This window comes from Rhodococcus sp. LW-XY12 (assembly GCF_019317345.1).
Classification (GTDB): Bacteria; Actinomycetota; Actinomycetes; order Mycobacteriales; family Mycobacteriaceae; genus Rhodococcus; species Rhodococcus pyridinivorans.
Genome location: NZ_CP079225.1, coordinates 783,930 through 808,362, shown reverse-complemented (window position 1 = coordinate 808,362; position 24,433 = coordinate 783,930). Strand labels below are relative to the sequence as shown.

21 protein-coding genes and 2 pseudogenes are annotated in these 24,433 nt (G+C 68.0%); 15 read left to right on the top strand and 8 right to left on the bottom strand.

Annotated elements, in window-relative coordinates; all coding sequences use genetic code 11:
• The first annotated feature begins 274 nt into the window (after window positions 1–274).
• Window positions 275–1,483 (top strand): DDE-type integrase/transposase/recombinase, encoded by a 1,209-nt coding sequence (locus tag KXC42_RS03845; protein ID WP_219129953.1) that lies wholly within the window; start codon window positions 275–277, stop codon window positions 1,481–1,483.
• Here KXC42_RS03845 and KXC42_RS03840 read toward each other — a convergent pair.
• The gene (locus KXC42_RS03840) at window positions 1,471–2,568 is read right to left on the bottom strand and encodes an ISAs1 family transposase (RefSeq protein WP_071934394.1); all 1,098 of its coding nucleotides are present in this window, start codon (window positions 2,566–2,568) and stop codon (window positions 1,471–1,473) included. The genes KXC42_RS03845 and KXC42_RS03840 overlap by 13 nt on opposite strands.
• A gap of 591 nt (window positions 2,569–3,159) precedes the next feature.
• Here KXC42_RS03840 and KXC42_RS03835 point away from each other — a divergent pair.
• Window positions 3,160–3,564, top strand: coding sequence for an SRPBCC family protein (locus KXC42_RS03835; protein ID WP_219129952.1), 405 nt, complete (start codon window positions 3,160–3,162; stop codon window positions 3,562–3,564).
• A gap of 23 nt (window positions 3,565–3,587) precedes the next feature.
• Window positions 3,588–4,049 carry a PPOX class F420-dependent oxidoreductase gene (locus KXC42_RS03830; protein WP_071934383.1) on the top strand — a complete coding sequence of 154 codons (462 nt, stop codon included), beginning with the start codon at window positions 3,588–3,590 and terminating at the stop codon, window positions 4,047–4,049.
• A 5-nt stretch (window positions 4,050–4,054) separates the two neighbouring features.
• Here KXC42_RS03830 and KXC42_RS03825 read toward each other — a convergent pair whose 3' ends face one another.
• Entirely contained in the window at window positions 4,055–4,171 is a 117-nt protein-coding gene (locus KXC42_RS03825; RefSeq protein ID WP_019289975.1) for an ANTAR domain-containing protein, read from the bottom strand.
• A 148-nt stretch (window positions 4,172–4,319) separates the two neighbouring features.
• On the bottom strand, window positions 4,320–5,504 hold the full coding sequence (locus KXC42_RS03820) for an acyl-CoA dehydrogenase family protein (protein ID WP_219129951.1): 1,185 nt from the start codon (window positions 5,502–5,504) through the stop codon (window positions 4,320–4,322).
• A 125-nt stretch (window positions 5,505–5,629) separates the two neighbouring features.
• On the opposite strand from KXC42_RS03820, the gene treS reads away from it, so the two are divergent.
• Window positions 5,630–7,453 carry a maltose alpha-D-glucosyltransferase gene (gene treS / locus KXC42_RS03815; protein WP_033096804.1) on the top strand — a complete coding sequence of 608 codons (1,824 nt, stop codon included), beginning with the start codon at window positions 5,630–5,632 and terminating at the stop codon, window positions 7,451–7,453.
• A gap of 56 nt (window positions 7,454–7,509) precedes the next feature.
• Window positions 7,510–8,844, top strand: coding sequence for a phosphotransferase (locus KXC42_RS03810; RefSeq protein WP_228045099.1), 1,335 nt, complete (start codon window positions 7,510–7,512; stop codon window positions 8,842–8,844).
• A 65-nt stretch (window positions 8,845–8,909) separates the two neighbouring features.
• On the opposite strand, the gene KXC42_RS03805 is transcribed toward KXC42_RS03810, so the two are convergent.
• Complete coding sequence (locus KXC42_RS03805) at window positions 8,910–11,339, bottom strand: ATP-dependent Clp protease ATP-binding subunit (protein ID WP_039587633.1); 2,430 nt, start codon at window positions 11,337–11,339, stop codon at window positions 8,910–8,912.
• Window positions 11,340–11,489: 150 nt separating this feature from the next.
• Between KXC42_RS03805 and KXC42_RS03800 the strand changes: the two genes are divergently transcribed.
• The 3 genes from KXC42_RS03800 to KXC42_RS03790 all read left to right on the top strand — a co-directional run bounded on the left by KXC42_RS03800 (window position 11,490) and on the right by KXC42_RS03790 (window position 14,777).
• Entirely contained in the window at window positions 11,490–11,954 is a 465-nt protein-coding gene (locus KXC42_RS03800) for a MarR family winged helix-turn-helix transcriptional regulator (RefSeq protein WP_006551726.1), read from the top strand.
• Window positions 11,951–12,373, top strand: a complete 423-nt coding sequence (locus KXC42_RS03795; protein WP_006551727.1) for an organic hydroperoxide resistance protein — start codon at window positions 11,951–11,953, stop codon at window positions 12,371–12,373. Before KXC42_RS03800 ends, KXC42_RS03795 begins: the two co-directional genes overlap by 4 nt.
• A 103-nt stretch (window positions 12,374–12,476) precedes the next feature.
• Window positions 12,477–14,777: an RNA helicase gene (locus KXC42_RS03790; protein ID WP_033096807.1), complete on the top strand. Its 2,301-nt coding sequence runs from the start codon at window positions 12,477–12,479 to the stop codon at window positions 14,775–14,777.
• Window positions 14,778–14,806: 29 nt separating this feature from the next.
• Here KXC42_RS03790 and KXC42_RS03785 read toward each other — a convergent pair whose 3' ends face one another.
• The gene (locus KXC42_RS03785; protein ID WP_219129950.1) at window positions 14,807–15,694 is read right to left on the bottom strand and encodes an oxidoreductase; all 888 of its coding nucleotides are present in this window, start codon (window positions 15,692–15,694) and stop codon (window positions 14,807–14,809) included.
• A gap of 165 nt (window positions 15,695–15,859) precedes the next feature.
• Between KXC42_RS03785 and KXC42_RS03780 the strand changes: the two genes are divergently transcribed.
• The 5 genes and pseudogenes from KXC42_RS03780 to KXC42_RS03760 all read left to right on the top strand — a co-directional run bounded on the left by KXC42_RS03780 (window position 15,860) and on the right by KXC42_RS03760 (window position 20,284).
• Complete coding sequence (locus KXC42_RS03780) at window positions 15,860–17,035, top strand: RNA polymerase sigma factor (protein ID WP_219129949.1); 1,176 nt, start codon at window positions 15,860–15,862, stop codon at window positions 17,033–17,035.
• Window positions 17,036–17,137: 102 nt separating this feature from the next.
• Window positions 17,138–17,572, top strand: a pseudogene (locus KXC42_RS03775) (GntR family transcriptional regulator); the annotation flags it as partial.
• A 140-nt stretch (window positions 17,573–17,712) separates the two neighbouring features.
• A pseudogene (locus KXC42_RS03770) lies at window positions 17,713–19,061 on the top strand (NCS1 family nucleobase:cation symporter-1).
• 6 nt (window positions 19,062–19,067) lie between these two features.
• The gene (locus KXC42_RS03765; RefSeq protein WP_219129948.1) at window positions 19,068–19,739 is read left to right on the top strand and encodes an aspartate/glutamate racemase family protein; all 672 of its coding nucleotides are present in this window, start codon (window positions 19,068–19,070) and stop codon (window positions 19,737–19,739) included.
• A 110-nt stretch (window positions 19,740–19,849) separates the two neighbouring features.
• Window positions 19,850–20,284 carry a GNAT family N-acetyltransferase gene (locus KXC42_RS03760; protein ID WP_219129947.1) on the top strand — a complete coding sequence of 145 codons (435 nt, stop codon included), beginning with the start codon at window positions 19,850–19,852 and terminating at the stop codon, window positions 20,282–20,284.
• Between the two features lie 50 nt (window positions 20,285–20,334).
• Here the strand turns inward: KXC42_RS03760 and KXC42_RS03755 are convergent, their stop codons facing one another.
• A complete protein-coding gene (locus KXC42_RS03755; protein ID WP_006551735.1) occupies window positions 20,335–21,201 on the bottom strand; it encodes an oxidoreductase in 867 nt (288 codons plus the stop codon).
• Window positions 21,191–22,180, bottom strand: coding sequence for an alpha/beta hydrolase family protein (locus KXC42_RS03750; RefSeq protein WP_051121583.1), 990 nt, complete (start codon window positions 22,178–22,180; stop codon window positions 21,191–21,193). Before KXC42_RS03750 ends, KXC42_RS03755 begins: the two co-directional genes overlap by 11 nt.
• A gap of 174 nt (window positions 22,181–22,354) precedes the next feature.
• On the opposite strand from KXC42_RS03750, the gene KXC42_RS03745 reads away from it, so the two are divergent.
• Together KXC42_RS03745 and KXC42_RS03740 are read left to right on the top strand one after the other, a co-directional pair.
• A complete protein-coding gene (locus tag KXC42_RS03745) occupies window positions 22,355–23,275 on the top strand; it encodes a pseudouridine synthase (RefSeq protein ID WP_219129946.1) in 921 nt (306 codons plus the stop codon).
• A 28-nt stretch (window positions 23,276–23,303) separates the two neighbouring features.
• Window positions 23,304–23,810, top strand: a complete 507-nt coding sequence (locus tag KXC42_RS03740; RefSeq protein ID WP_006551738.1) for an SRPBCC family protein — start codon at window positions 23,304–23,306, stop codon at window positions 23,808–23,810.
• Between the two features lie 46 nt (window positions 23,811–23,856).
• On the opposite strand, the gene KXC42_RS03735 is transcribed toward KXC42_RS03740, so the two are convergent.
• Window positions 23,857–24,402, bottom strand: coding sequence for a flavodoxin domain-containing protein (locus KXC42_RS03735; protein ID WP_217580163.1), 546 nt, complete (start codon window positions 24,400–24,402; stop codon window positions 23,857–23,859).
• Window positions 24,403–24,433 lie beyond the last annotated feature (31 nt).

The following is a 24,433-nucleotide window of genomic DNA, read 5'->3' as shown; positions in this document are numbered from 1 at the left end:
ACCTGAGATTCCGACGAGCCGGTCTGGATCCGGCTCGTAGGTGAAGAAGTCAGCGCGCGGTCACGCCGACCGACCCACCCCGGGCCGGCCTGCTAAACCAGAAATATGCACGCTGCATAGCCCCAGACTGTACCAGGACGGCCGATGCGCCTGTCAAACCGCCGCGTTGACTCATCCAAAATGCGCGCATAGAGGTAGTCGTTGCCTCAACTGAGAATGCGCGCGTGCGGTGCGCCTGCCGTGTCCGGCTCGGGCCGGGCGGTAGGTCCGAACGATGGGGCTGTCGATGAGTCAACGCAAGGCCGTGACCAAGACGATCGCGACGCGGTACACCCGGGCCGACAAGGCCGCCAAGGGTGTCATCCTCGACGAGCTGTGCGCGATGACGGGATGGCATCGCAATCACGCCCGTAAGGCGTTGACGCAGGCGCTGCGGCCCACACCGGTCAAGCCGCGCACGCCGAGACCACCGAAGTACGGTCCCGACGTGATTGCGGCACTGCGGTTCTGCTGGGCGGTGCTCGGTGCGCCGGCCGGTAAACGGCTCGCGGCGGTGCTGCCGGAGCTGGTGCCGACGCTGCGCAGGTTCGGCGAGTTGAGCATCGACGACGCCACTGCGGAGTTGTTGGTGTCGATGTCGGCGGCGACCATCGACCGTCGGCTGGCCGAAGACCGGCGCAGGCTCGATCCGAAGGGCCGGGCACACACCAAGCCGGGGTCGCTGCTCAAGTCGCAGATCCCGATCCGTACCTGGGCGCAGTGGGACGACGCGGCACCCGGGTTCGTGGAGATCGACCTGGTCGGACACGAAGGCGGCAACGCGGTCGGCGACCACGCCTACACCCTGACGGTGACCGACATCGCCACTGGCTGGACCGAGAATCGGTCGGTGCCGAACAAGGCCCGTAAGTGGGTGCTCGCCGCGCTCGAGGAGATTGCCGGCATCCTGCCGTTCCCGATCCGCGGTGTCGACTCCGACAACGGCAGCGAATTCATCAACCACCACCTGCTCGCCTGGTGCGAGCAGCGGCAGATCACCTTCACCCGGTCCCGACCCGGCAACTCCAACGACGGCGCGCACGTCGAGCAGAAGAACTGGGCGATCGTGCGGACCGTCGTCGGCTACCACCGTTACGACACCCCGGCAGAGTTGTTGCTACTGAACAGGATCTGGGTTCTGCAGTCGAGTCTGTCGAACTACTTCTGTCCGCAGCAGAAACTGATCTCGAAGGTGCGGGACGGGGCGAAGGTGATCAAGAAGTACGACACGGCTACCACCCCGAAACGCCGCGCCGAGCAGCACGAGACGGTCACCGTCGAGGACAAGGCGATCCTCGCCGACACCTACGTGCGCCTGAACCCGGCGGCGATCCAGCGGCAGATCCAGGCGTTGACCGCCGAGCTGCTGACCCTGACCATCGCCAAGGCCGGTCCGGCCCCAGGGCCCCGGCAAAGTCGTGTAATTGCATGTCAGATGGTGTGAAGTAGCTCGATCGGCCGGTGTGGATCACGACTGTGATGCCGTAGGGCGGTAGCGATGCTGGCGTGGCCGGCGAGTCGGAGGATACCGACGACCGTGTTTCGAATGGTGGCCATGACCTGCGGCCCACTGCCGGTGCGGATGGCGCAGCGGTCCTCGTCGAACGTGACATCACGAACCCAGTGCAGCCGGTTCTCGATGCCCCAATGCCCACGAATCCATGCCGCGACCTGGGCTGGAGCCGCGCAGGTCATCGGCATCGAAGTGATCAGATAGACGACCTCGACACTCTTGCGGCCGTTTCTGGTGACGGTCCGGCGGACCTGCAGAACCTGCGTGGCGTGCGGGAAACCGAGACCGGCATCGACCTCGGTGGCCTTGATCGTGCGGCACTCCCGTCGTCCGTGACCACGACCCCTGATCGTTGATGAGACCGGAATATCGTTCCAGGGCAACGACTTCAGCAAGTTCCGCAGGGATCTCTGGTTGTTCTTGACGGTGAACACGTAGTGCCCGCCCCGTGAGGCGATGTACTCGGCGGTGACCCGCTGACAGTGCAACGCATCTGCGGTCACGACCACATCGGTGAGGTCAAGCCCGGCCAGGAGGTCGACGATCAGCGGGATCTCGTTCGTTTTCGCACCGACCTCGACCTGCCCGAGGACCACCCCACTGTTGTGGTCCATGGCCGCCAACAGGTGCGTCAGATGCCCGGCTGCATCCTTCGCCCCGCGCAGTGTCTTTCCGTCGCCCGCGATCACCCGGCGCCCGTCGACGACCCGGGTCCGCATCCAGGCCCATATCCCGATGACCTGGTCGAACACGCCTGCGTCGAGGCGTCCGAGGGTGCGGCGGATCGTCGATTCCGACCGTGGCCGGCCCTCGATGCCGAGTCGGCTCCGGACATCGTTCGGGGCGTCGTGCACCCATTCGGCGACCGCGGTGAACGATCTCGCGCCGGCGCACACCGCGGCCAACGCGACCGCCAGGATCACCGTCAACCGGTGCCGAACCCCGCGACGCGCTCGCGGATCGGGGACCAGATCGAGCACCTCGAGGATCCCGGTGTCCGACACCGGAACAGACATGGGCGAAGATGGAGCTGCGGGCACGACTCGTTCCTGGTTGTGACGATTGTGTAGGAACTTGAATCATCACCGAGACGGTCGTGCCCGCCCCAATCCACGTCCCTGATCGTGCGCCATCCCACCTTGAAACCGCAGGTCAGCTGGTCTTACTTACGACTTTGCCGAGGCCCTGGGTCCGGCCCGCGTCCCCGCCGTCACGGCAGTCTCCACGCGCGCATCATCGGATGAGGCAACGAAGCAAACCTCGCGCGCATCTTGACATGAGGCAATAGGACCGCCCCCGCACGGGAACGAAGAGGTGCCCCGTCAGGGTGGGCCCGTGGGCAGGACGACACGCCCGAAGGTCGTGCTCAGCACCCCGGCAGCGGCGAGCCCGAAATAACCCCCGACCCTCGTCGGACCGGTCTGCTCCAGTAGCGCTCCGAGGGCGAGGAAGACGAAGACGAAGACGGCGAGGAGTACCGAGAAGGTGACGAAGGGGGCCGCGCAGATCCGGGTACCGGCTGAACGCCGTCGCTCCGAAGACGTTGCGCTTCAGGAACTCCCACATTCCGGCGGCGATCGACCTCCCGAACTTCTAATGTGGCGAGCATGAGCACGCACGTCGTCCGCAGCCGCCATGTCGCTCGGGTCGTCCGATGCCCACCGCGCCGGGTCTACGAGTTCGCCGCGGATCCCGACAACCTGCCGAAGTGGGCGGCCGGTCTGGCACAAAGCGAGGTGCGGCGGATCGGCGACGCCCTCGTCGCGGACTCCCCGATGGGCGAGGTCACCGTGCGGTTCGTCGGCGCCAACGATTACGGGGTGCTCGACCACAAGGTGACACTGCCGTCGGGTACGACGGTGCACAACCCGATGCGGGTACTCCCCCATCCGGACGGTGCCGAAGTCGTCCTCACCGTCCGGCAGATCGAACTGACCGACGACGAGTTCGACCGCGACACGCGCATGGTGGAAGAGGACCTCGCGCGACTCGCGGCGCTCCTCGAGTCGTGACCCTTCGGAACAGGAGAACGTGAATGGCCCGCAAGATCGCCACCAACACCGCAGTCGGCCTGCAGGAACTGCTGGACTTCGTCCGGCCCCGGCACCGAATGATCCTCATGACGCAACGCGACGACGGCACACCGCAGGCCTCCCCCGTCACCGGCGGCGTCGACGACCGCGGACGCATCGTGATCGCGACCTATCCCCGGCGCGCCAAGACCCGCAACGCCCGCAGCCGGCCCGAGGTCGGTGTCGTCGTGCTGTCCGACGACTGGAACGACGCGTGGGTGCAGGTCGACGGAACCGCGGAGGTGATCGATGCCCACGACGACGTCGAACCGCTCGCCGAGTACTTCCGCAACATCGCCGGGGAACACTCGGACTGGGACGAGTACCGGCAGGCCATGCGCGATCAGCGCAAGTCGCTGATCCGGATCACCCCGACCCGCTGGAGCCCGGTGGCCACGGGAGGCTTCCCACCCGAACTGGCATAGATACCTCACCGCCCGCGTCGACCACGTGCCCCCGCGATCCGTCGCAGGGGCACGTTGCGTTCCTCGGACAACTTCCGGAGCAGGACGAACGCATCGTCGGCACCCACCGCGAAGCGTTCCATGAGATCACCCTTCGGACCGCGCGCCGCTCGACCGCTCCCTGTTGCCGACCTCCCCCGATGCCACGCCACATACTTGCATCGACCTCCCGGCGTGCCGAAGAACCCTAGTGCGAAGAGCAGGTCGCATTGGTCACGAGCGGCCGGCGGTCTACCGCCACGGCACGCGTTCCGGGTCGCGCAGCATCCGCCGTGCCGTGGACATCCGGTGCACCTCGTCGGGGCCGTCGTAGATACGGGCGTAGCGCGCCCGCCGGTACATCCCCTCGAGCGGCGTGTCGGCGGTGAGACCGAGCGCCCCGTACACCTGGATCGCACGGTCGACGACATCGTGCAGCATCTGCGCGCCGCGGAACTTGATGAGCCCGATCCGGACCCGGGCGTCCTCCCCCGCATCCATCACCCGCGCGGCGTCCAGCGTCATCAGACGGGCGGCCTGGATGTCGGCGGCGGATTCGGCGATGTAGCGCTGGAGCTCACCCTTCTCGGCGAGCAGCGATCCGTGGGCGAAGCGGGAGTTGGCGCGCGCACACATGAGTTCGAAGGCCCGTTGGGCCTGGCCGAGCCACCGCATGCAGTGGAAGATCCGTCCCGGCCCGAGCCGGTCCTGCGCGACGACGAAGCCGTTGCCGCGTTCACCGAGCACGTTCTCCTCGGGAACGCGCGCACCGTCGTACCGCACCTCGTAGTGATCGCTCGGGTCGTGCCCCATCGTGGGGATCGCCCGCACGATCTCGAGTCCGGGGGTGTCGATGGGCACGATGATCGCGCTGATGCTGCGGTGCAGCGGAGTCGACTCGGGTTCGGTCCGGGCGAAGACCGTGCAGTAGCCGGCCTGCGCGGCGCCGGTGGTGAACCACTTGTGCCCGTCGATCACCCATTCGCCGTTCTCGAGCCGGGCGGTGGTCTGCACGAGCACGGGGTCGGATCCCGCCACCTCCGGCTCGGTCATGCCGACAGAGGGCAGGATGTCGCCGGAGACGAGCCCTGGGATCCAGCGCTCGCGTTGTTCGGCGGTGCCGTGCCGCTGGATCATCAGGGCGTCCTGCATGGACACCGATCCCACCGCGAGCTGACCGTACTCGGAGCGGCCGATGATCTCGTTGAGGTAGACGAAGTCGAGGAAGGGAACCCCGCCCCCTCCCATCTCCTCGGGATGCCCCAGAGCCCACAGCCCGAGTTCCTTCGCCCTGGCCTTCAGCCCGACGAGCGCCTCGGCGGCCTTGTCGTCGTGACGGCTCAGGACGGGTTCGAGAGGAATCACCTCGTCGTCGATGAACGAACGCATGCGGGAGCACAGCTCGGCCACCCGCCCTTCGGGCCGGTTCGCAGTCATGCCCGCCAATCTATCGGCGCACACGTGCACTCACATAGCGTTCCGTCCTGTCCGGGTGTGGAAATCCGTCCGCCGGGGCATTCTGGGGCGAGTCCATCCTGCGACGCGACGAGCACGGAGGTGCCATGCCGGATCCGTCCGACCGAGTACCCGAATACGAACACACCGAAGACGGTCATCTCGTCGAGAGCCGGGCGGAGGACTTCGCCCATGCGCGCAGCCTGCCCGTCGACCCGGACTGGTTCAAGACCGCGGTGTTCTACGAGGTTCTCGCCCGCGCTTTCAACGACTCGAACAACGACGGCACCGGCGACCTGCGGGGGCTGACCGAGAAACTCGACTACATCGCGTGGCTCGGCGCCGACTGCATCTGGCTGCCGCCCTTCTACGATTCACCGCTCCGCGACGGCGGCTACGACATCCGCGACTTCCGGGCGGTGCTACCGGAATTCGGCACGGTCGAGGACTTCGTCACCTTCCTCGACGAGGCGCACAAACGCGGTATCCGCGTCATCACCGACCTCGTCATGAACCACACGTCCGACACGCACGCGTGGTTCCAGGAATCCCGGAGCGACCCCGACGGGCCGTACGGCGACTTCTACGTGTGGTCGGATGTCGACGACCGATACCAGGAAGCCCGCATCATCTTCGTCGACACCGAGACGTCCAACTGGACGTGGGATCCGGTGCGCAAGCAGTACTACTGGCACCGGTTCTTCTCGCACCAGCCCGACCTGAACTACGACAACCCCGAAGTACAGGACGCGATGCTCGACGTCCTGCGGTTCTGGCTCGATCTCGGCATCGACGGGTTCCGCCTCGACGCGGTCCCCTATCTGTTCGAGCGTGAGGGGACCAACTGCGAGAACCTCCCCGAGACGCACGCCTTCCTCAAGAAGTGCCGTGCGGTGATGGATGCCGAATATCCCGGCCGGGTGATGCTGGCGGAGGCGAACCAGTGGCCCACCGACGTCGTCGAGTACTTCGGCGAACCCGAGATCGGCGACGAGTGCCACATGGCTTTCCACTTCCCGCTGATGCCGCGCATCTTCATGGCGGTGCGGCGACAGAACCGTTTCCCGATCTCGGAGATCCTCGCCCAGACCCCGCCGATCCCGAAGACCGCCCAGTGGGGCATCTTCCTCCGCAACCACGACGAGCTGACCCTCGAGATGGTGACGGACGAGGAACGCGACTACATGTACGCCGAGTACGTCACCGACCCGCGGATGCGCGCGAACATCGGCATCCGCCGTCGTCTGGCGCCGTTGCTGGAGAACGACCGCAACCAGCTCGAGCTCTTCACCGCTCTGTTGCTGAGCCTGCCGGGTTCCCCCGTCCTGTACTACGGCGACGAGATCGGCATGGGCGACAACATCTGGCTCGGCGACCGCGACGCGGTGCGGACCCCGATGCAGTGGACCCCCGACCGCAACGCGGGCTTCTCCCGCGCCGATCCGGGCCGGTTGTACCTGCCGGTGATCATGGATCCCACCTACGGGTACCAGGCGGTGAACGTCGAATCGCAGATGAACTCGACGAACTCGCTGTTGCACTGGACGCGGCGGATGATCCAGGTCCGCAAGCAGCATCCGGCCTTCGGTGAGGCCTCGTTCACCGAACTCGGCAGCGCGAATCCCGCGATCCTGTCCTATCTGCGCGAGATGTCGCCCGGCCCGGAACGCAACTACAGCGACGTCATCCTGTGCGTGAACAACCTGTCGCGCTATCCGCAGGCGGTCGTCCTCGATCTGTCGCGCTTCGCCGGGTGGATCCCGGTGGAGCTGACCGGGTCCGTCCCGTTCCCGACGATCACGGAGGAGGGTTACATGATCACCCTGCCCGGTCACGGATTCTTCTGGTTCGCCCTGCAACCCGATCCGTCCAAGGAGGGACCGGGCGAACACCCGGTGAGCAGCGAAGCGGAAGCGGCGGTGCAGCCGTGACGACCAACAACGAGCTCTACCCGGACGAACGGCTCGTCGAGGATCTGCGCGAATGGATGCCGCACCAGCGATGGTTCGCGGCCAAGGGCCACACCATCACCGGGATCGGTGTCGTCCTGCGTCATCCGCTCGTGGAGGAGTCCGGTTTCGGGGCCGACCATCTGATCGTGAAGGTCTCGTTCGACTCGACCGCGGACCAGATCTATCAAGTGCCCCTCGGTTTCCGTTCCCATCTCCCCGAGGAACTGCAGTCGTGGAGCGTGGTCGGCCCCGACGACTCCCACGACCACGGCCTGCACGTCTACGACGGCCTCCGCGATCAGGAGATCCTCGACCGGTATTCGCGCAATCTGGCGAGCGGCACCCCCGCCGGCCCGGTGGACCTCCACACCGTGCCGGGTGCGGTCATCGAACCGGGCCTGCGTGGGCGTGCGCTGAGCGCGGAGCAGTCCAACACCTCCGTGGTCCTCGGAGAGAAGTTGCTGCTCAAGATGTTTCGTCGGCTCACGCTCGGCATCAATCCGGACGTCGAACTGCCGCTCGCGCTCGGCGAGGACGGATGTCGGTCGATCGCCCCGATCCGGGCATGGATCGAAGCGGAGGTCGACGGGGTCCGCACCACGCTGGCGATGGTGCAGGACTTCGCGGCGAACTCGGCCGACGGCTGGTCGATGGCACTCGGCAGTGTCCGGGACCTGCTCCTGGAAGGAGACCTGCGCGCCGACGAGGTGGGCACCGACTTCGCCGGGGAATCCCATCGCATCGGTGCGGCCGTGGCGGATGTGCACGCCCATCTCGGCTCCGCGCTCGGCACCGACGAGCGCGCCGCCGCCGAACTGGCCGAGGGCATGATCCGCCGGCTCGAGGGTGCGGCGGCCGAGGTCCCCGAGCTCGCCGAACTCACCGACGCGGTCCGGGCCCGGTTCGATGAGGTTGCGGCGCTGGGTCAGGTTCCGGTGCACCGCATCCACGGCGACCTGCATCTCGGGCAGGTGCTGCGTACCCCCGAGCGCTGGTTGCTCATCGACTTCGAGGGCGAACCCGCGAAGTCGCTCGAGGAGCGCCGCAAGCCCGACAGTCCGTTCCGGGACGTGGCGGGAATGCTGCGGTCGTTCGACTACGCCGCGCATCATTCGATCCGTGAATCCGAACAAGGCACGGCGGTGGAGTCGCAGCGGGAGTTCCGGGCCCGGGAGTGGGCCGAACGCAACTGTGCCGCCTTCTGCGACGGCTACGCAGCTGCCTCGGGCACGGATCCACGGGGCTCCGACGTCCTGCTGCGTGGTTACGAGCTCGACAAGGCGGTCTACGAGGTGGTCTACGAGGCTCGGCACCGTCCCTCGTGGCTTCATCTGCCGCTCGAGGCGATCCGTCGTCTCACCGCCCGCTGACCACCCCCCCGAACGCGGGAAGGGGAGAGATGCCGTGGCATCTCTCCCCTTCCTCGTCGTGCGGGTCAGCTCACCTGGAGCAGCAGTTCGTCTTCCACGACGTCCGCCGTGACCCGGTTGCCCTCGGCGAGCGCGTCGTCGAGCAGCATGTCGGCGATGCGGTCGTCGACCACCCGGGAGATCGAGCGGCGCAACGGACGGGCACCGAACTCGGGCTGGTGACCGTTGCGGGCGATCCACGCCACCGCGTCGGCGGTGAACTCGAGGTCGATCCCCCTGCTCTGCAGCCGCTTCCGGCTGTCGTCGAGCAGCAGCTCGGTGATCCGGTGCAGCTGGTCGTCGTCGAGCTTGCGGAACATCACGATCTCGTCGATGCGGTTGAGGAACTCCGGCCGCATCGATTCGCGCAGCCGTCCCATGACCCGGTCACGCAGCGGCTTCTCGGCCGCCTCGGCGTCACCGGTGGTGAAGCCGAGCGCGCCTCCGCGGCTCGAGATGATGTCCGAACCGAGGTTGCTGGTCATGATGACGACGGTATTGGTGAAGTCCACCGTGCGTCCCTCACCGTCAGTGAGGCGACCGTCGTCGAGGACCTGCAGCAGTGTGTTGAACACGTCCGGGTGCGCCTTCTCGATCTCGTCGAGCAGCACCACCGAGTAGGGGTGGCGACGCACCTGTTCGGTGAGCTGTCCGGCCTCGCCGTAACCGACGTAACCGGGAGGGGCGCCGACGAGACGGCTCACGGTGTGGCGTTCGCCGAACTCGCTCATATCGATGCGCAGCATGGTGCGCTCGTCACCGAAGAGCACCTCGGCGAGGGCCTTCGCGAGCTCGGTCTTGCCGACGCCGGTGGGACCGAGGAACAGGAAGCTGCCCACCGGACGACGCGGGTCGCTCATGCCGGAGCGGCTGCGCCGCACGGCACGTGCCACGGCGTGGACGGCTTCGTCCTGTCCGACGACGCGCTTGTGCAGCTCGTCCTCGAGAGTGCGCAGCCTCTCCTTCTCGGCGCGGGTCATCCGCGATGCGGGGACTCCGGTGGCCCGCGAGACGATCTCGGCGATCAGCTCCGGGTCGACGGTCGGAGTTCCCTCTCCGTTGCCCTCGCTGTCGCCACCGTCGATCCGAGCCTGGACGCGAAGGATCTCGTCGCGGATGCGCGAGGCATCCTCGTACTGTTCGGCCTCGACGGCGCGATCCTTCTCCGCTTCGAGTTCGTCCAGCCTCGAACGCAGTTCGGTCACGTCGGTGCGCGGCACCCGCAGGCGCAGTCGTGCACCGGCCTGGTCGACGAGGTCGATCGCCTTGTCCGGCAGGTGCCGGTCGGGCAGGTACCGCATCGACAGGTCGACGGCCGCTTCGAGCGCTTCGTCGGTGTACCGGACCTTGTGGAACTCGGCGTACCGATCGGCGAGACCCTTCAGGATCGCGACGGCGTCGTCGCGTGCTGGCTCGTCGACCGTGACGGGCTGGAAACGGCGTTCGAGCGCCGGATCCTTCTCGATGTGCTTGCGGTACTCGTCGAGGGTGGTCGCACCGACGACATGCAGTTCACCGCGGGCGAGCTTCGGCTTGAGGATGTTCGCCGCGTCCATCGCGCCCTCGTTGCCGGCGCCTGCGCCGACGACGGTGTGGATCTCGTCGATGAAGACGATGATCTTGCCCTGCTGGGCGGTGATCTCGTCGAGCGCTGTGGTGAGACGTTCCTCGAAGTCGCCCCGGTATCGGGTTCCGGCGACCATCGCCGTCAGGTCGAGCTGGACGATCCGCTTGTCCTGCAGGATGTCCGGGACGTCCCCGTCGACGATGCGCTGGGCGAGTCCTTCGACGATGGCGGTCTTGCCGACGCCGGCCTCACCGACGAGCACCGGGTTGTTCTTGGTGCGTCGCGCGAGGATCTCGATCGTCTGCTCGATCTCGTCGGTACGGCCGATGACGGGGTCGATGCCGCCGCCGCGCGCCCGCTCGGTGAGGTCGACGCCGAATTTGTCGAGCGTCGGCGTCGGGGTCTCCTCCGCGGCGGGAGCTGCGGGGGTGGGCTGCAGTGCGGTCTGCAACGCCTGCGGGGTCACGCCCAGGGACGCCAGCAGGCGTCCGGGAGCGCGGGTCTGGTCGGCCGCGAGCGTGAAGAACAGGTGCTCGGGGTCGATGTAGGTGGAGCCGAGCGCACGCGAGAGCTGGTGCGCTTCGAGGAGTGCGGTCTTCACGGCACCGGTCAGTGCGGGTGCGGAGACGGCCTCACCGGGGCGGCTCTGCGGCAGCCGCTGGTCGACGGCGGCAGCGACGTCGGCGGGGTCGGCTCCGGCGCGCGTCATGACCGTGCGGGACGGATCCTGCTCCGCCATCGCGCGGAGGAGGTGCAGCACGTCGAGTTCCGCGTCACCACGGTCGGTGGCGTAGCGCGCTGCGTGGGCGAGGAGGTCCTGGGTACCGCGGCTCATGAAACGAGTGATGTCGATTCGGCCGGGGTCACCAGGCCCGAAGAATGCCGGCATTCCGAAGCCTTTCTGTCGAACTTGAGCCATTCTCACTCAACTAACGTGCCCAGAGCACTCTCAATTCCCACATGGAAGTGATCCGGAACACGTATCGAGTTGTGGCCATTAATGTTGTGCACAACAAAACGGGGCGCTACATTCATTCCCGTGCCGTCTCCACTCGAACTCGACCAGCAGGTGTGCTTCGCGCTCTACCGCGCCTCCCGCACCATCACGGCCGCATATCGGCCACATCTCGATCGGCTGGGCATCACCTACCCGCAGTACCTGGTGCTCCTGGCGCTGTGGGAACGCGATGCGCGAGGCGTGCAGGATCTGTGCGACTCGCTCGATCTCGACACAGGCACACTCTCCCCCCTGCTCAAACGGCTCGAGGCCGCCGGATACGTCGAACGACGCCGGCAGCAGACCGACGAACGTCGTGTCGTCGTCCACCTCACCGAAGCGGGAGATGCACTCCGGACAGAGGCCACGGACATCCCCGGCTGCGTGACGCGGGACAGCCGGTTCGACGTCGACGAACTGGTCGCGCTGCGCGAGACGCTCCACCGCCTGACCGCCGCGTTGCAGGAAGCACCCGGCGCACTCTCGAAGAAAGGCAGGACATCGTGAACATCATCTACACCGCCGAAGCACTCGCCACCGGAGCAGGCCGCGACGGCCACGCCCGCACCAGCGACGGCAAGCTCGACCTCGACCTGTCCATCCCCACCGAGATGGGCGGCAGCGGGAAGGGCACCAACCCCGAACAACTCTTCGCCGCCGGGTACGCCGCGTGCTTCCACTCGGCACTGCAGATGATCGCCCGACAGGAGAAGGCGGACGTCAGCGACTCCGCGGTCGGCGCCCGCGTCGGCATCGGCCCGACCGACGGCGGCGGATTCGGTCTCGCCGTCACCCTCGAGGTGACTCTTCCGAACCTCCCCCGCGAGCAGGCGCTCGAGCTCACCGAGAAGGCCCATCAGGTGTGCCCGTACTCCAACGCGACCCGCGGCAACATCGACGTCACCCTCGAGGTGACGGAGGACTGAGTCACCCTCGAGGTGACGGAGGACTGAGTCACCCTCGAAGGTGACGGAGGACTGAGTCGCCCTGCGCTGCGCACATGTCCGCGCCGACCCGTAGCGTGGACACGTGCGCACGCAGGACCGGTCGCAGCTCGCGCTGTTCGCGACCGAACTCGATTTCCCCCTCGACGACTTCCAGGTCGAGGCCTGCCGAGCCCTCGAGGACGACCGCGACGTCCTGGTGTGCGCCCCCACCGGGGCGGGCAAGACCGTCGTCGGTGAATTCGCCGCCCGTCTCGCGCTCGCAGCGGGCGGACGCTGCTTCTACACCACCCCCATCAAGGCGCTGAGCAACCAGAAGTACTTCGACCTGTCGCGTCGCTTCGGCGACGACCGCGTCGGTCTGCTCACCGGCGACATCTCGCTGGACCCGCACGCGCCCGTGGTCGTCATGACCACCGAAGTGCTGCGCAGCATGCTGCACGGCGGCTCCCCGCTCCTGCACGGACTCACCCACGTCGTCATGGACGAGGTGCACTATCTCGCCGACCGCGAGCGCGGTGCGGTGTGGGAGGAAGCGATCCTCTCCCTTCCCGGTGACGTGCGGCTGACCAGCCTGTCGGCCACGGTGAGCAACGCCGAGGAGTTCGGCGGCTGGCTGCGCGGCGTCCGTGGCGACCTCGCGGTCGTCGTCGAGGAGACCCGGCCCGTCCCGCTCACCCAGCACATGCTCGCCGGCGGGCGGCTGTTCGACCTGTTGTCCCCGTCCGGCACCGTCGACGAGACCCTCGAGCGGTACATCGCCCACCGCCAGCTCGTCGAGGCCGCGCCCGGCCCCGCGACCGGCCGTGGACGACGACGGCGACGTGCGCGCGGAGCACCCGGACCGGCCGGTGCCGACCTGCCCGAGGTCGTCGCCCGGCTCGAGGCCGAACAACTGTTGCCGGCCATCTGGTTCCGGTTCAGCCGCAACGGGTGCGACGGCGCCGTCGCCGAATGCCTCGAATCGTCGGTTCGGCTCACCGAGGCGGCCGACGTCGCCGAGATCCGCGCGGTCGCCGACCGGCACACCGCAGCGCTGCCGCCCGCAGATCTCGACGCCGTCGGTCACGCCGAGTGGCTCGAAGGACTCGAACGCGGTTTCGCCGCGCACCACGCCGGTCTGATCCCGGCCTTCCGTCACACCGTCGAGGAGTTGTTCGCCCGCGGTCTCGTGCGGGTCGTGTTCGCCACTGAGACCCTCGCCGTGGGGGTGAACATGCCGGCGCGCACCGTCGTCCTCGAACGCCTCGTCAAACCCACCGCCGACGGACCGGTGCGCCTCTCCCCCGGCGAGTACACCCAGCTCACCGGTCGCGCCGGTCGGCGCGGCATCGATGTCGAAGGACACGCCGTCGTGCTGTGGAGTCCCGAGGCCGCCCCCGCGACCGTCGCCGGCCTCGCCGGCGCACGCTCGTACCCGCTCCACAGTTCGCTGCGCGTCGGCTACAACACCGCGGTCAACCTGGTCGCCGGTCGCGGCATCCCCGGCTCCCGCGAGTTCCTGCGACGCTCGTTCGCCCAGTTCCAGGCCGAACGATCCGTCGCGGCGCTCACCGACGCCGTCCGCGCGAACACGACGGCGCTGCGTGATCTCGACACCGAACTCGGGGACGCCGAGGGCTTCACCGAGTACCGGCACTTGTGCGACCGGCTCGCCGAGGCACGACGCTCCGGTTCGGCCGAGCTGGTGACGTCGCTGGCACGGGCGGTGCGGTCGCATCCTGCGCATCGACGCGGCGATAGGGAGCGCCTCCTCGCCCTCTCTGCGCGACGCGCCGCGGTGCACGGCGACACCGAACGGATGCGGTCGCAGATCGACACGGTCACCGGACGCCTCGTCGAGACCTTCGATCGCACACTGGATCTGCTCGAGGAGCGGGGTTATCTGCTCCGCGACCCGATGGGCGGGTCGGCCTACGTCACCGACGACGGTCGTCGTCTGGGCCGGATCTACTGCGCGAACGACCTTCTCGTCGCCGAATGCGTGCGGACGGGCGCGTGGTCGGGGCTGACACCGGCCGAGCTCGCCGCCGTCGCCTCGAGCGCTCTGGGCGAGACCCGGCGCCGCACCGTCGGAGTCCCGGGACGCACCACCCCGGCGATCGACGAGGCGCTGCGCGCCACCTCACGGCTGTGGAGCGAACTCGCCGGACGCGAAGAGCGTCTCGGCCTGGAAGTGGGGCCGGATCCGGATCCGATCGCCGTCGCCGCGATCCACCGCTGGGCACGCGGGGACGGACTCGCCGCCGCCCTGCGCACCGCATCGGATGCGGGGCTCTCGGCAGGCGATCTGGTCCGGCGTTATCTGCGCACCCTCGACCTCGTGGATCAGACCGGACTGTGCCGACGCGACGATCTGCCGCCGGTCTCGTTCACCCTGACCTGAGAACTGCAGGATCTACGGTATCGAAAGATCTAGGGCATCGAGTACTCGACGGAGCACACCCGCTCCGACAGTTCCCACAACCTCCGCGCCAGGATCTCGTCGCGTGACCGCGAGGTGGACTGCACCCGCTTCGGCCGGCCGCGCATCTCGAAGAAGGAATCCGGCCCGTAGTAGCCACCCGGCTCCGCATTCGGTGAGGTCGCCGCGTAGAGCGTCGGGAGCGCACCCTGCTGCGGGGACTGCCCGATGATCGGGGTGACGAGTTCGACGATCTTCCCGTGCCAGGACTCGCTGCGGTACTGCAGATTCGTCGACGAATAACCCGGATGCGCGGCAAGCGAACTCACGCTCGATCCGGCTGCGGTCAGGCGTCGCTGCAGTTCGTACGCGAACAACAGGTTCGCGAGCTTCGACTGCCCGTAGGCGAGCCACCGCTCGTAGCGGCGACGTTCCCAATCGATGTCGTCGAGATCGATGCTGCCGATGCGGTGCATCGTGCTGCTGACCGTCACCACCCGGTCGGTGATGCGGTCGAGCAGCAACCCGGTGAGCGCGAAGTGGCCGAAGTGATTGGTACCGATCTGCATCTCGAAACCGTCGGCCGTCCGCCGCAGCGGTACCGCCATGACGCCGGCGTTGTTGACCAGGACGTCGATACGCGCGTGCTCGGCACGCACCTCGTCGGCGAACGCACGGATCGACGAGAGATCCGCCAGGTCCAGACGGCGCACGGTGGCGCGGTCGCCGAGATCGGCCGCGACCGACTCACCCTTGGCGACATCGCGGCACGCGAGCACCACCTCGGCACCGGCGTGCGCCAGCGCCCGGGCGGTCTCTGCACCGAGTCCGCTGTTGGCCCCCGTCACGATCATCGTGCGGCCCGACAGATCCGGAATATCGTTCGTGGTCCACCCCATGCCCGCCACCCTACGGACGCGCGCCGCGTGGCGACACTCCCGTTTCCGGCGTCGACGGTCCCGATGGATCGCATCCTCGCCGTGGGGCGCACCTGCTCGTAGACTTCCCCGGAACTCACGACCGCAGGCGCGCGGGGGCGCATGCACGACAGGGAGGTTCCATCGATGGGGCACCACCCCGGACGTCCGGACCGCGAACTCGCCGCAGCGTTGCGGAACGGGGAGCCGGACGCCACGGCAGCGGTCTTCGACCGTTTCGCCCCCGGCCTGTACGCGTACGCGTGCGGCTTCGTCGCCGTGTCATCGGCCTCGGACGTGGTATACGACGCGGTCTGGACGGCGACCGCGCGGATCCGGTCGCTGCGCGACGAGAGTCTCCTGCGGGCCTGGCTCTACGCCGTGGTCCGTGCCGAATGCATCCGCGTGCTCGAGCGCACCGGCTCCGCCCTCGAATATCTCCCCGCGGCCGACCCCGCCTATCAGGCCGCTTCCGACGTGCTCGACGTCCGTGAGGCGGTCCACCTGCTCGACGGCACCGCGCGTGAGGTCGTCGACCTCACGGTCCGGCATCACTTCTCGTCCCACGAGATCGAGGCGTTGCTCGGTTCCGCCGGCGACGGACGTGTCCTCGCCCATGCGCAGGACTTCGTCGACCGTGCGGTGCCCCGCGTGCCGAATGCGCTCGGAACGTTCTCGCTTCTCCCCTTCACCCCTCTGCCCGCGCACCTGCGTGGACGGCTGCTCACGGTGCAGCCCTCGGAGGCGGAACTGCTCGATCTCGGGCGCCGGCTCGAACCGCTGGACCGGGAGGGCTTCCCCCGTCGCGATCGTCGGGCGAAGCGCACCGTTCCCGTCATCGCGGCGTCGGTGGCGGTGTTCGCGGTGCTGGGCGTCGGTGCGTTGTTCGTGTTCCCGCAGGCCGAGCCCGTCGAGCGGCAGGTCCTGCGTCCTGCGGCCGAGCCGACGCTCGACATCGGGTCGCCGGTGGCGACGAGCACGACCCCAGCGACGACCGAGACCACGACCACCGAGCCCGCGGAGACGACGACGGGGGAACCCGAGTTCGAGGCACCGGTGGTGACCCCCACCTCGGCAGCGACCGCCGAGCCCGCTGCGGAATCCACCGCCGCTTCCGCCACCACGGCGACGTCGACCGCCGGTGGCTTCACCAGGCGCGGCGGACCGGGTCGCGGGACCGAGCCGGACGAGGACCGCCCGCGCCGGGACACCGAGGAGAGCGACACGCCGAACACCGGGACGCCTCGCCCCACCACGGGTACGCCCACCTCACCGCGGCCGATGCCGACGCTGCCGACCTTCCCTCCGCGCGGCGGGGTATGAGGTGGTCATCCCCGTCACACGGCGGAGACGAGGACGTAGCACGACGGGACTACCTTCGCGGAGTCGAGCACTCGCATTCCGGTGACGAAGGAGGACCCGGTCGTGGCACCACGCCGTAGATCCGCGTTGCTGGACGAGCTCCGCGTCGACGTACCGGGCCGCCCGCAGGACGTGATCCTCGAAGAGTTGCGCCGCGCCTTCCTCTCCGGAGCCGCACCCCCGGGCACACCGATCCCCGTCGGGGAGGTCGCGGAGCTGTTCGGGGTGAGTCGCATCCCGGTCCGGGAAGCACTCGAGACCCTCATCGGCGAAGGTCTCGTGACCCACCGGCAGAACCATGGATACATCGTCGCCCAGCTGACGATCGTGGAGCTGCGCGAGATGTATTCAGTCCGTGAGACTCTCGAATCGGCGTCGCTCACGGCGGCCGTGCGCAACGCCACCGAGGAGGACGACCGGCGCGTCGAAGAGTCGCACCGTCTTCTCGAATGCGCTGTGCAGGAAGGCGACTCGCGTGGCTATCGCCGCGAGAGCCGGGTAACTCTCCGGCAATATCGCTCCGTTACGGTCTGCACATCGGAATTCACCACCGCCGTTGATGTTCCGTCGATCGATTCGACTCCGCCCACCGGGCTCGCACCGGGACACGGGCGGCTCCCCCTCGCACAGGAGCAGGCATGACCGAAGTGCTGACACCGAGCGCCGGCAACGTCCCCGCCGCAGCCCCGCCGCCCGCGACCGGATACGACCCGCGGTTGACCAACGACGACCTCGCTCCGCTGAAGAACCAGCGGTGGGGTTCGTACAACATCTTCGCGTTCTGGATGTCCGACGTCCACAGCGTGGGCGGGTACGTCACCGCCGGAAGCCTGTTCGCTCTCGGTCTGGCCAGCTGGCAGGTCCTCGTGGCCCTGCTCGTGGGCATCACGATCGTCTACTTCTTCTGCAATCTCGTCGCCAAGGTGTCGGCCCCCGAGACCGCCGGAACGCACTAGCCCAGCCAGGTCACGGGTGCGCCCTCTCCGGTGATCTGCCGCAGCGTCTTCGGCGTCCTCGGTGCGAACATCCCCGCGATCATCCGCGGTCTGATCGCGGTGGCGTGGTACGGGATCCAGACCTTCCTCGCCTCGGCGGCACTCGACGTGGTGCTGATCAAGCTGTTCCCTTCGCTCGCACCCTATGCGGTGGTCGAGGACTACGGGTTCGCCGGCCTGTCCGCACTCGGATGGGCCAGCTTCCTGACGCTCTGGGTGCTGCAGGCCTGCGTGTTCTGGCGCGGCATGGAGTCGATCCGGCGGTTCATCGACTTCTGCGGGCCGGCCGCCTACGTCGTGATGCTCCTGCTGTGCGGTTATCTGATCTCCCAGGCCGGTTGGAGCGCAATCGATCTGACCCTCGGTGAGGTCACGCACACCGGATGGGCGTCGGTGCCGGTCATGCTCGGCGCGATCGTCTTGGTGGTCTCGTACTTCTCCGGCCCGATACTCAACTTCGGCGACTTCTCCCGGTACGGGATGTCCTACGCCGCCGTCAAGAAGGGCAACTTCCTCGGTCTGCCGGTGAACTTCCTGGTCTTCTCGCTGCTCGTGGTGATCACCGCGTCGCTCACGCTGCCCGTCTACGGCGAACTGATCACCCCGTGGAATCTGTACGACAACCCCGAGGTCATCCACTACACCCTGAAACCCTGGGCGCGTTCATCGGTCCGCTGTTCGGCATCCTCATCGCCGACTACTACCTCGTGCGCAAGCAGAAGGTGATCGTCGACGACCTGTTCACGATGTCGGAGAAGGGCGCGTACTTCTACCGCAAGGGCTACAACCCGGCCGCGGTGATCGCGACCGTCGTCGGCGCCGTGGTAGCGATGATCCCTGTGCTGTTCAACGATGCGCCCGGCATGGGAACCGCCGCCCAGTACAGCTGGTTCATCGGCTGCGGTCTCGGTTTCGTCGTCTACCACCTGCTCGCGACCCGCACCCGCCTCGCAGTCCGTCTCCCCGACCGGGTCGCACAGGAAGCAGTCTGATCCTCCATGTTCATCGAGGTCGTCAACCCGAACACCACGTGGTCGATGACCGCCACGATGGGCCCACCCTCGATCGAGAGCCACTACGACGAGGCGCTCGCCGTGCCGGGCATCCTCACCGAGATCGAGAAGGGCGAACGCGACAGCGTCGACGGCTATGTCATCGCGTGCTTCGGCGATCCCGGACTGGACGCGGCGCGCGAGCTCGCCGGTGGGCCCGTCGTCGGCATCGCCGAGGCCGCCATGCGTGCCGCCGCGGTCCTGGGGCGCGGCTTCTCCGTCGTCACGACGCTGGCTCGCACGACCGGACGCGCGTGGGACCTCGCGCACCGCTACGGTATGCGCGACGCGTGCCGGGGCGTGCACGCGTGCGACCTGCCGGTGCTGGCCCTCGACAGCGATCCCGACGCACGCAGGATCGTCACCGAGGCGTGCCTCGACGCCCTGAGCGAAAACGGTTCCGACACCGTTGTGCTCGGCTGCGCCGGGATGGCCGACCTGTGCGCCCACATCTCCGCGGAGATCGGGGTGCCGGTGGTCGATGGTGTCGCGGCCGCGACGCTGACCGTGCCGTCGCTGTTCACGATGGGCCTGGCGACCGGCAAGCGAGGAGAGTTCGCGACGCCCCCGCCGAAGCGCTATGCGGGACTGCTCGACGGGTTCACGACGGGCGGGTGAAGCCCCGCCCCACCGTCACAGCCGGGTGAAGCCCCGCCCCACCGTCACAGCCGGGTGAAGCCCCGCCCCACCGTCACAGCCGGGTGAAGCCCGCCCCCTACGATCGGGACGTGCTGTCCATCCACCATGCCCCGTTGAGGAAGACCGGCCCCGAGAGTCTGTATCGGATCGTCGCTCTGCGGACCGATGTGTTCGTCTTCGAGCAGGGCATCACCAGCGAACCGGAACTCGACGGCCGCGATCTCGACCCGACCACCGAACTGTTCTGGACGCGGGAGGGTGACGAGGTCCTCGCGACGCTGCGCGTGCTCCACGACGACGGGGACGTCGCCCACATCGGCCGTGTCGCCACCGCCCGGCACGCACGCGGGCGCGGCCTCGCCGCGGAGCTGATCGAGGCGGCGCTCGGGACCTGCCCGGGGGTGGTCGACATCTCGGCGCAGGCGTACCTGGAGCACTGGTACGCGCGATTCGGGTTCGTGCGCACCGGAGCGAACTACCTCGAGGCGGGGATCGACCACGTGCCGATGCGCCGCACCCCGTGACCGCGGGGCGCCCGTCGGGCGGCGGTCACGGGGTGCGGGCGACGACGCTATCAGCCGATCTCGAAGTGCACTCCGGTGAGCTTCTCCGACAATTCCCACAGCCGCGTCGCGGTCTCGCGGTCGCGGGCCCGACGCCCCACGGTGGCGACACCGGGCGCTCCGTAGAGCAGGAGACTCGGACCGATGTAGCCGCCCGCAATGCCCGGATCGGAAGCGGCGAGCACGACCGATTCGGCTCCCTGATCCGGGGTGCGCTGCAGGATCGTCTTGCCGAAACCGAACAACCGGTCGAACCACGTCCCCGTGTGGCTGCCCACCTCGGTGGCCGCGTAGCCCGGATGGGCCGCGACGGCGCGCAGCGGTGAGCGGGCGGCGGCGAGGCGTCGTTCGAGCTCGAGCGCGAACAACAGGTTCGCGAGCTTCGACTGTGCGTACCCCGCGGCGCGGTTGTACGGGCGGCGCTCCCAGTTGAGGTCGTCGAGATCGATCCGGCCTATCAGGTGGGCGGCGCTCGACACCGTGACGATGCGGCCGGTGATACGCGGCAACAGCAGTCCGGTCAGGGCGAAGTGTCCGAGATGGTTCGTTCCGATCTGCATCTCGAACCCGTCGGCGGTGCGACCCAGCGGCACCGCCATGACCCCGGCGTTGTTGACCAGGACATCGATCCGGCGATCGGCGAAGGCGTCTGCGAAGGCACGGATCGCCGAGAGGTCGGCGAGATCGAGCGACATCATCTCGGCCCGGGGGCCGATCTCGTCGGCGATGCGCTTGCCCCGGTCGACGTTGCGACCGGCGAGGACGACGGTGGCGCCGGCAGCCCCGAGGGCGCGGGCCGTCGCTTCGCCCACACCGCTGGTGGCCCCCGTCACGACGACGGTGCGGCCGACCAGCGATGTGGTGGCGTCAGGCGCCAATCGAGGACTTGAGCATCGGGAGCATCGCCCACAGCTCGTCCTGCCAGTAACCCCACGAATGGGTACCGACGATCGGGAACGAGAAGTGTGCGGTATCGATACCCAGGGTCAGCAGGCGCACCTGGAAGGCGCGGTTCTGCGTGCGGGCGAGCGCTTCGAGACCCATGGCGTTGGTCGTGTTGAAGCTGCCCACGAGCGAGTTCGGCCGGTCGTACTGGCCGGGCAGACCGCTCGCCGCGGAGACCCACATCGGCAGTCCGCGCATCTGCGGCGCCGCGACGAACGGGTCGTGACGCAGCCACGCCGAGTCCCAGGGCGGTCCCCACATCGCGTCGGCGTTGTATCCGCCGGCGTCGAGCATGGCGAGACGGATGGCCTCGCGCATACCGGGGGCCGAGAGGTTGAGGTAACCCGAGAGGGAGCCGGCGAACTTGAACTGGTCGCGGTGGTAGGCGGCCAGGATCAGCGCCGCGTTACCGCCCATCGACAGGCCGACCACCGCGTTGTTGTTGCGGTCGATGCCGTAGACGTTCGCGAGATGGTCGGGGAGGTTCTGGGTGAGGAAGGACTCCCACTTGTAGGTGTAGGGCTGGCCGTTGAAATTGCTCGGCGCGTACCAGTCGGCGTAGAAGCTCGACTGTCCGCCCACCGGCATGATCACGTTGACGCCGTGATCGGCGAGCCACGCCGCGTTTGTCTCGTGTTCCCAGCCGCTCACATCGTCGGTGGCGCGCAGACCGTCGAGCAGATAGACGGCTTTGTTGCTGCCGTTGTTCGCCCGCCAGATGCGTACCTTGATCGCCCCGACCCCACCCGGGGCGGCGACCATGTCCTCGTGGAAGCGATCGTACGGATCGGCCGCAGCCGTGCCGGCGCCGAGCCCACTGAACGCGAGCGCCAGCGGAAGGACCAGTGCCGCCACCAGCAGCCGCACGAGAGCGCGTCCCCCCCGCCGACGTGTTCCGGTTTTCGCCGACATCGTCACAACATGCTCCCCTTGCACTCCAGTAACATTCTTCACTTCCGTCCCAGGGTATCGACGGTGCAGAAACCTTAAGCAGGCTTGCACACAATCGTTATCGTGGAAAGTCCGGCAGCGTTATCGTCGGGCCTTCGGCGCTCGCATTCCGGGCGCACCGCTAACCTCCGACCCGTGCCCGAAGCTCCCCTCCCCGTTCGCGACGGCCTGAACCCCACCCGCCTGCGACTGCCGGAAAATCCCAGCCGGGAGACCATAGCGGAGTTCCTGCTCACACGCTTCCCGAACGATGCGGCGCGCATCGCGGAGAAGATCGAATCCGGCGAAGTGGTCGTACAGGACGGCACAGCGGTCACATTTTCGACCCCGTACGTCCCACGCGAATTCGTGTATCTCTACCGTGATCCGCCCGCCGAACCGCGCGTCCCCTTCGAGATCGACGTCCTCCACCGTGACGAGAACCTACTCGTCGTGGACAAGCCGCACTTCCTGGCGACCACCCCGCGTGGTTCCTGGGTGACGGAGACCGCCGTGGTCCGGTTGCGCAAGGATCTGGACCTGCCCGAACTGTCCCCCGTTCATCGGCTCGATCGGCTCACGGCGGGCGTCCTGGTGTTCACCGTCCGGCGCGAGGCGCGACGCGCGTACCAGACGCTGTTCGACCGGCGTCTCGTCGAGAAGGAGTACGAGGCGATCGCCCCGGCCGCGCCGCGCCTCGACTTCCCTCGCGAGGTCCGCAGCCGCATCGTCAAGGAGCGCGGCGTGCTGCAGGCCCGCGAGGTCGACGGTCCCGTCAACGCCGTGACCTCGATCGAATTGGTGGACACGGCCGACGACCGTGCGCGTTACCGTCTGCGTCCCGAGACCGGCCGGACGCATCAACTCCGGGTACACATGAACTCGCTCGGAATCCCCATTCTCGGCGACAACCTCTATCCGGAGGTGTACGAGCTCGAGCCACAGGATTATTCGAATCCGCTGCAGCTTCTGGCCAGATCCTTGTCGTTCCACGATCCGATCACAGGTCGGCCGACCCGCTTCGTAAGCCGACGAAACCTGGCAGCATGGAGTAACAGCACACCAGGACCCCGCTGACCGGCGAGTTCTCGTCTTGGAGGTTTCCATGGAAATCGGCAGCATCTCGCGTACCTATGACGGGCGGGTGGCCCTGCGGTTCGAACGCTCGTTCCCCCACCCGCCGGAGAAGGTGTGGCGGGTCCTGACCGATCCGCAACATCTCCGCGCCTGGTTCCCTGCCGACGTCGAGTTCGCGCTCACACCCGGCGCCACACTCGAATTCCGCTCGACGCAGGAACAGACCCGCCGTTTCGGCCTGCCCGAAGGGCACACCAGCATGGGCAGTGTCCTCACGGTGCGGCCCGCACGGATCCTGGAATACCTCTGGGACACCGACGTTCTGCACTGGGAACTCACTCCGGACGGCTCCGGCGGGTGCTGGCTCACCCTCACCCACACCACCGACGACGAGGAGGACGCCCTCGCACACGGCGCCGCCTGGCACGCCGGGTTCGAGGTGGTCGAGGCCCAATTGGAGGAACGCCCGGTCGACTGGTCGATCTGGGACCGCGCAGCCGAACTGAGCACGCACTACCAGGGCAGCTCGGGCTGATCGACCGGCTCGGGACTCGGGCCGATCACCCGGGTGGAATATCCGCCTAGCGGCGCGCCCCACGTCGCGCGGGAGCCGAACCGATGCCGTCGAGGTCGCGCTCCCGCGCGGTCGTGCGCGCCACGATGCGCGCACCCCAAGCACCGATCGCGTCCCAGTCCCGGAAGTCACCGGAAGGGGCGCCGACCATCCTGACGACCATCCGTTCGCCGGTGCCGAGCACCGCCGGATCCAGCTTCCCCGGGAAGGTGCGATGTTCGACGGCCTCGATGCGTTCGGCGACGGCGCACGCGTCGTAGCACGTGTTCACCGACCTCCCGCCCGAGGCGACGGGACCCGACGAGAACAGGTAGACGTCGCGTTCGCGCAGCTCGGCCGCGTGCCGGTCGGAGAACTCCCGCGCGCTGCGCAGCCAGCGACTGCGGTAGACGGCGCTGCCGAGCACCACGACGTCGTACGCGTCGACCTCGTCGACGTCCTCGGGCGCGTTCACGTCGACCTGCGCGCCGTGGTGGCGCATCGACGCGGCCAGCGCAGTCGCGATCTCCGCGGTCGAACCGTGCCGACTGGCCACCGAAACAAGAACCTTCATCACTACCTCCGGACCCGCGTCGAACCATGAT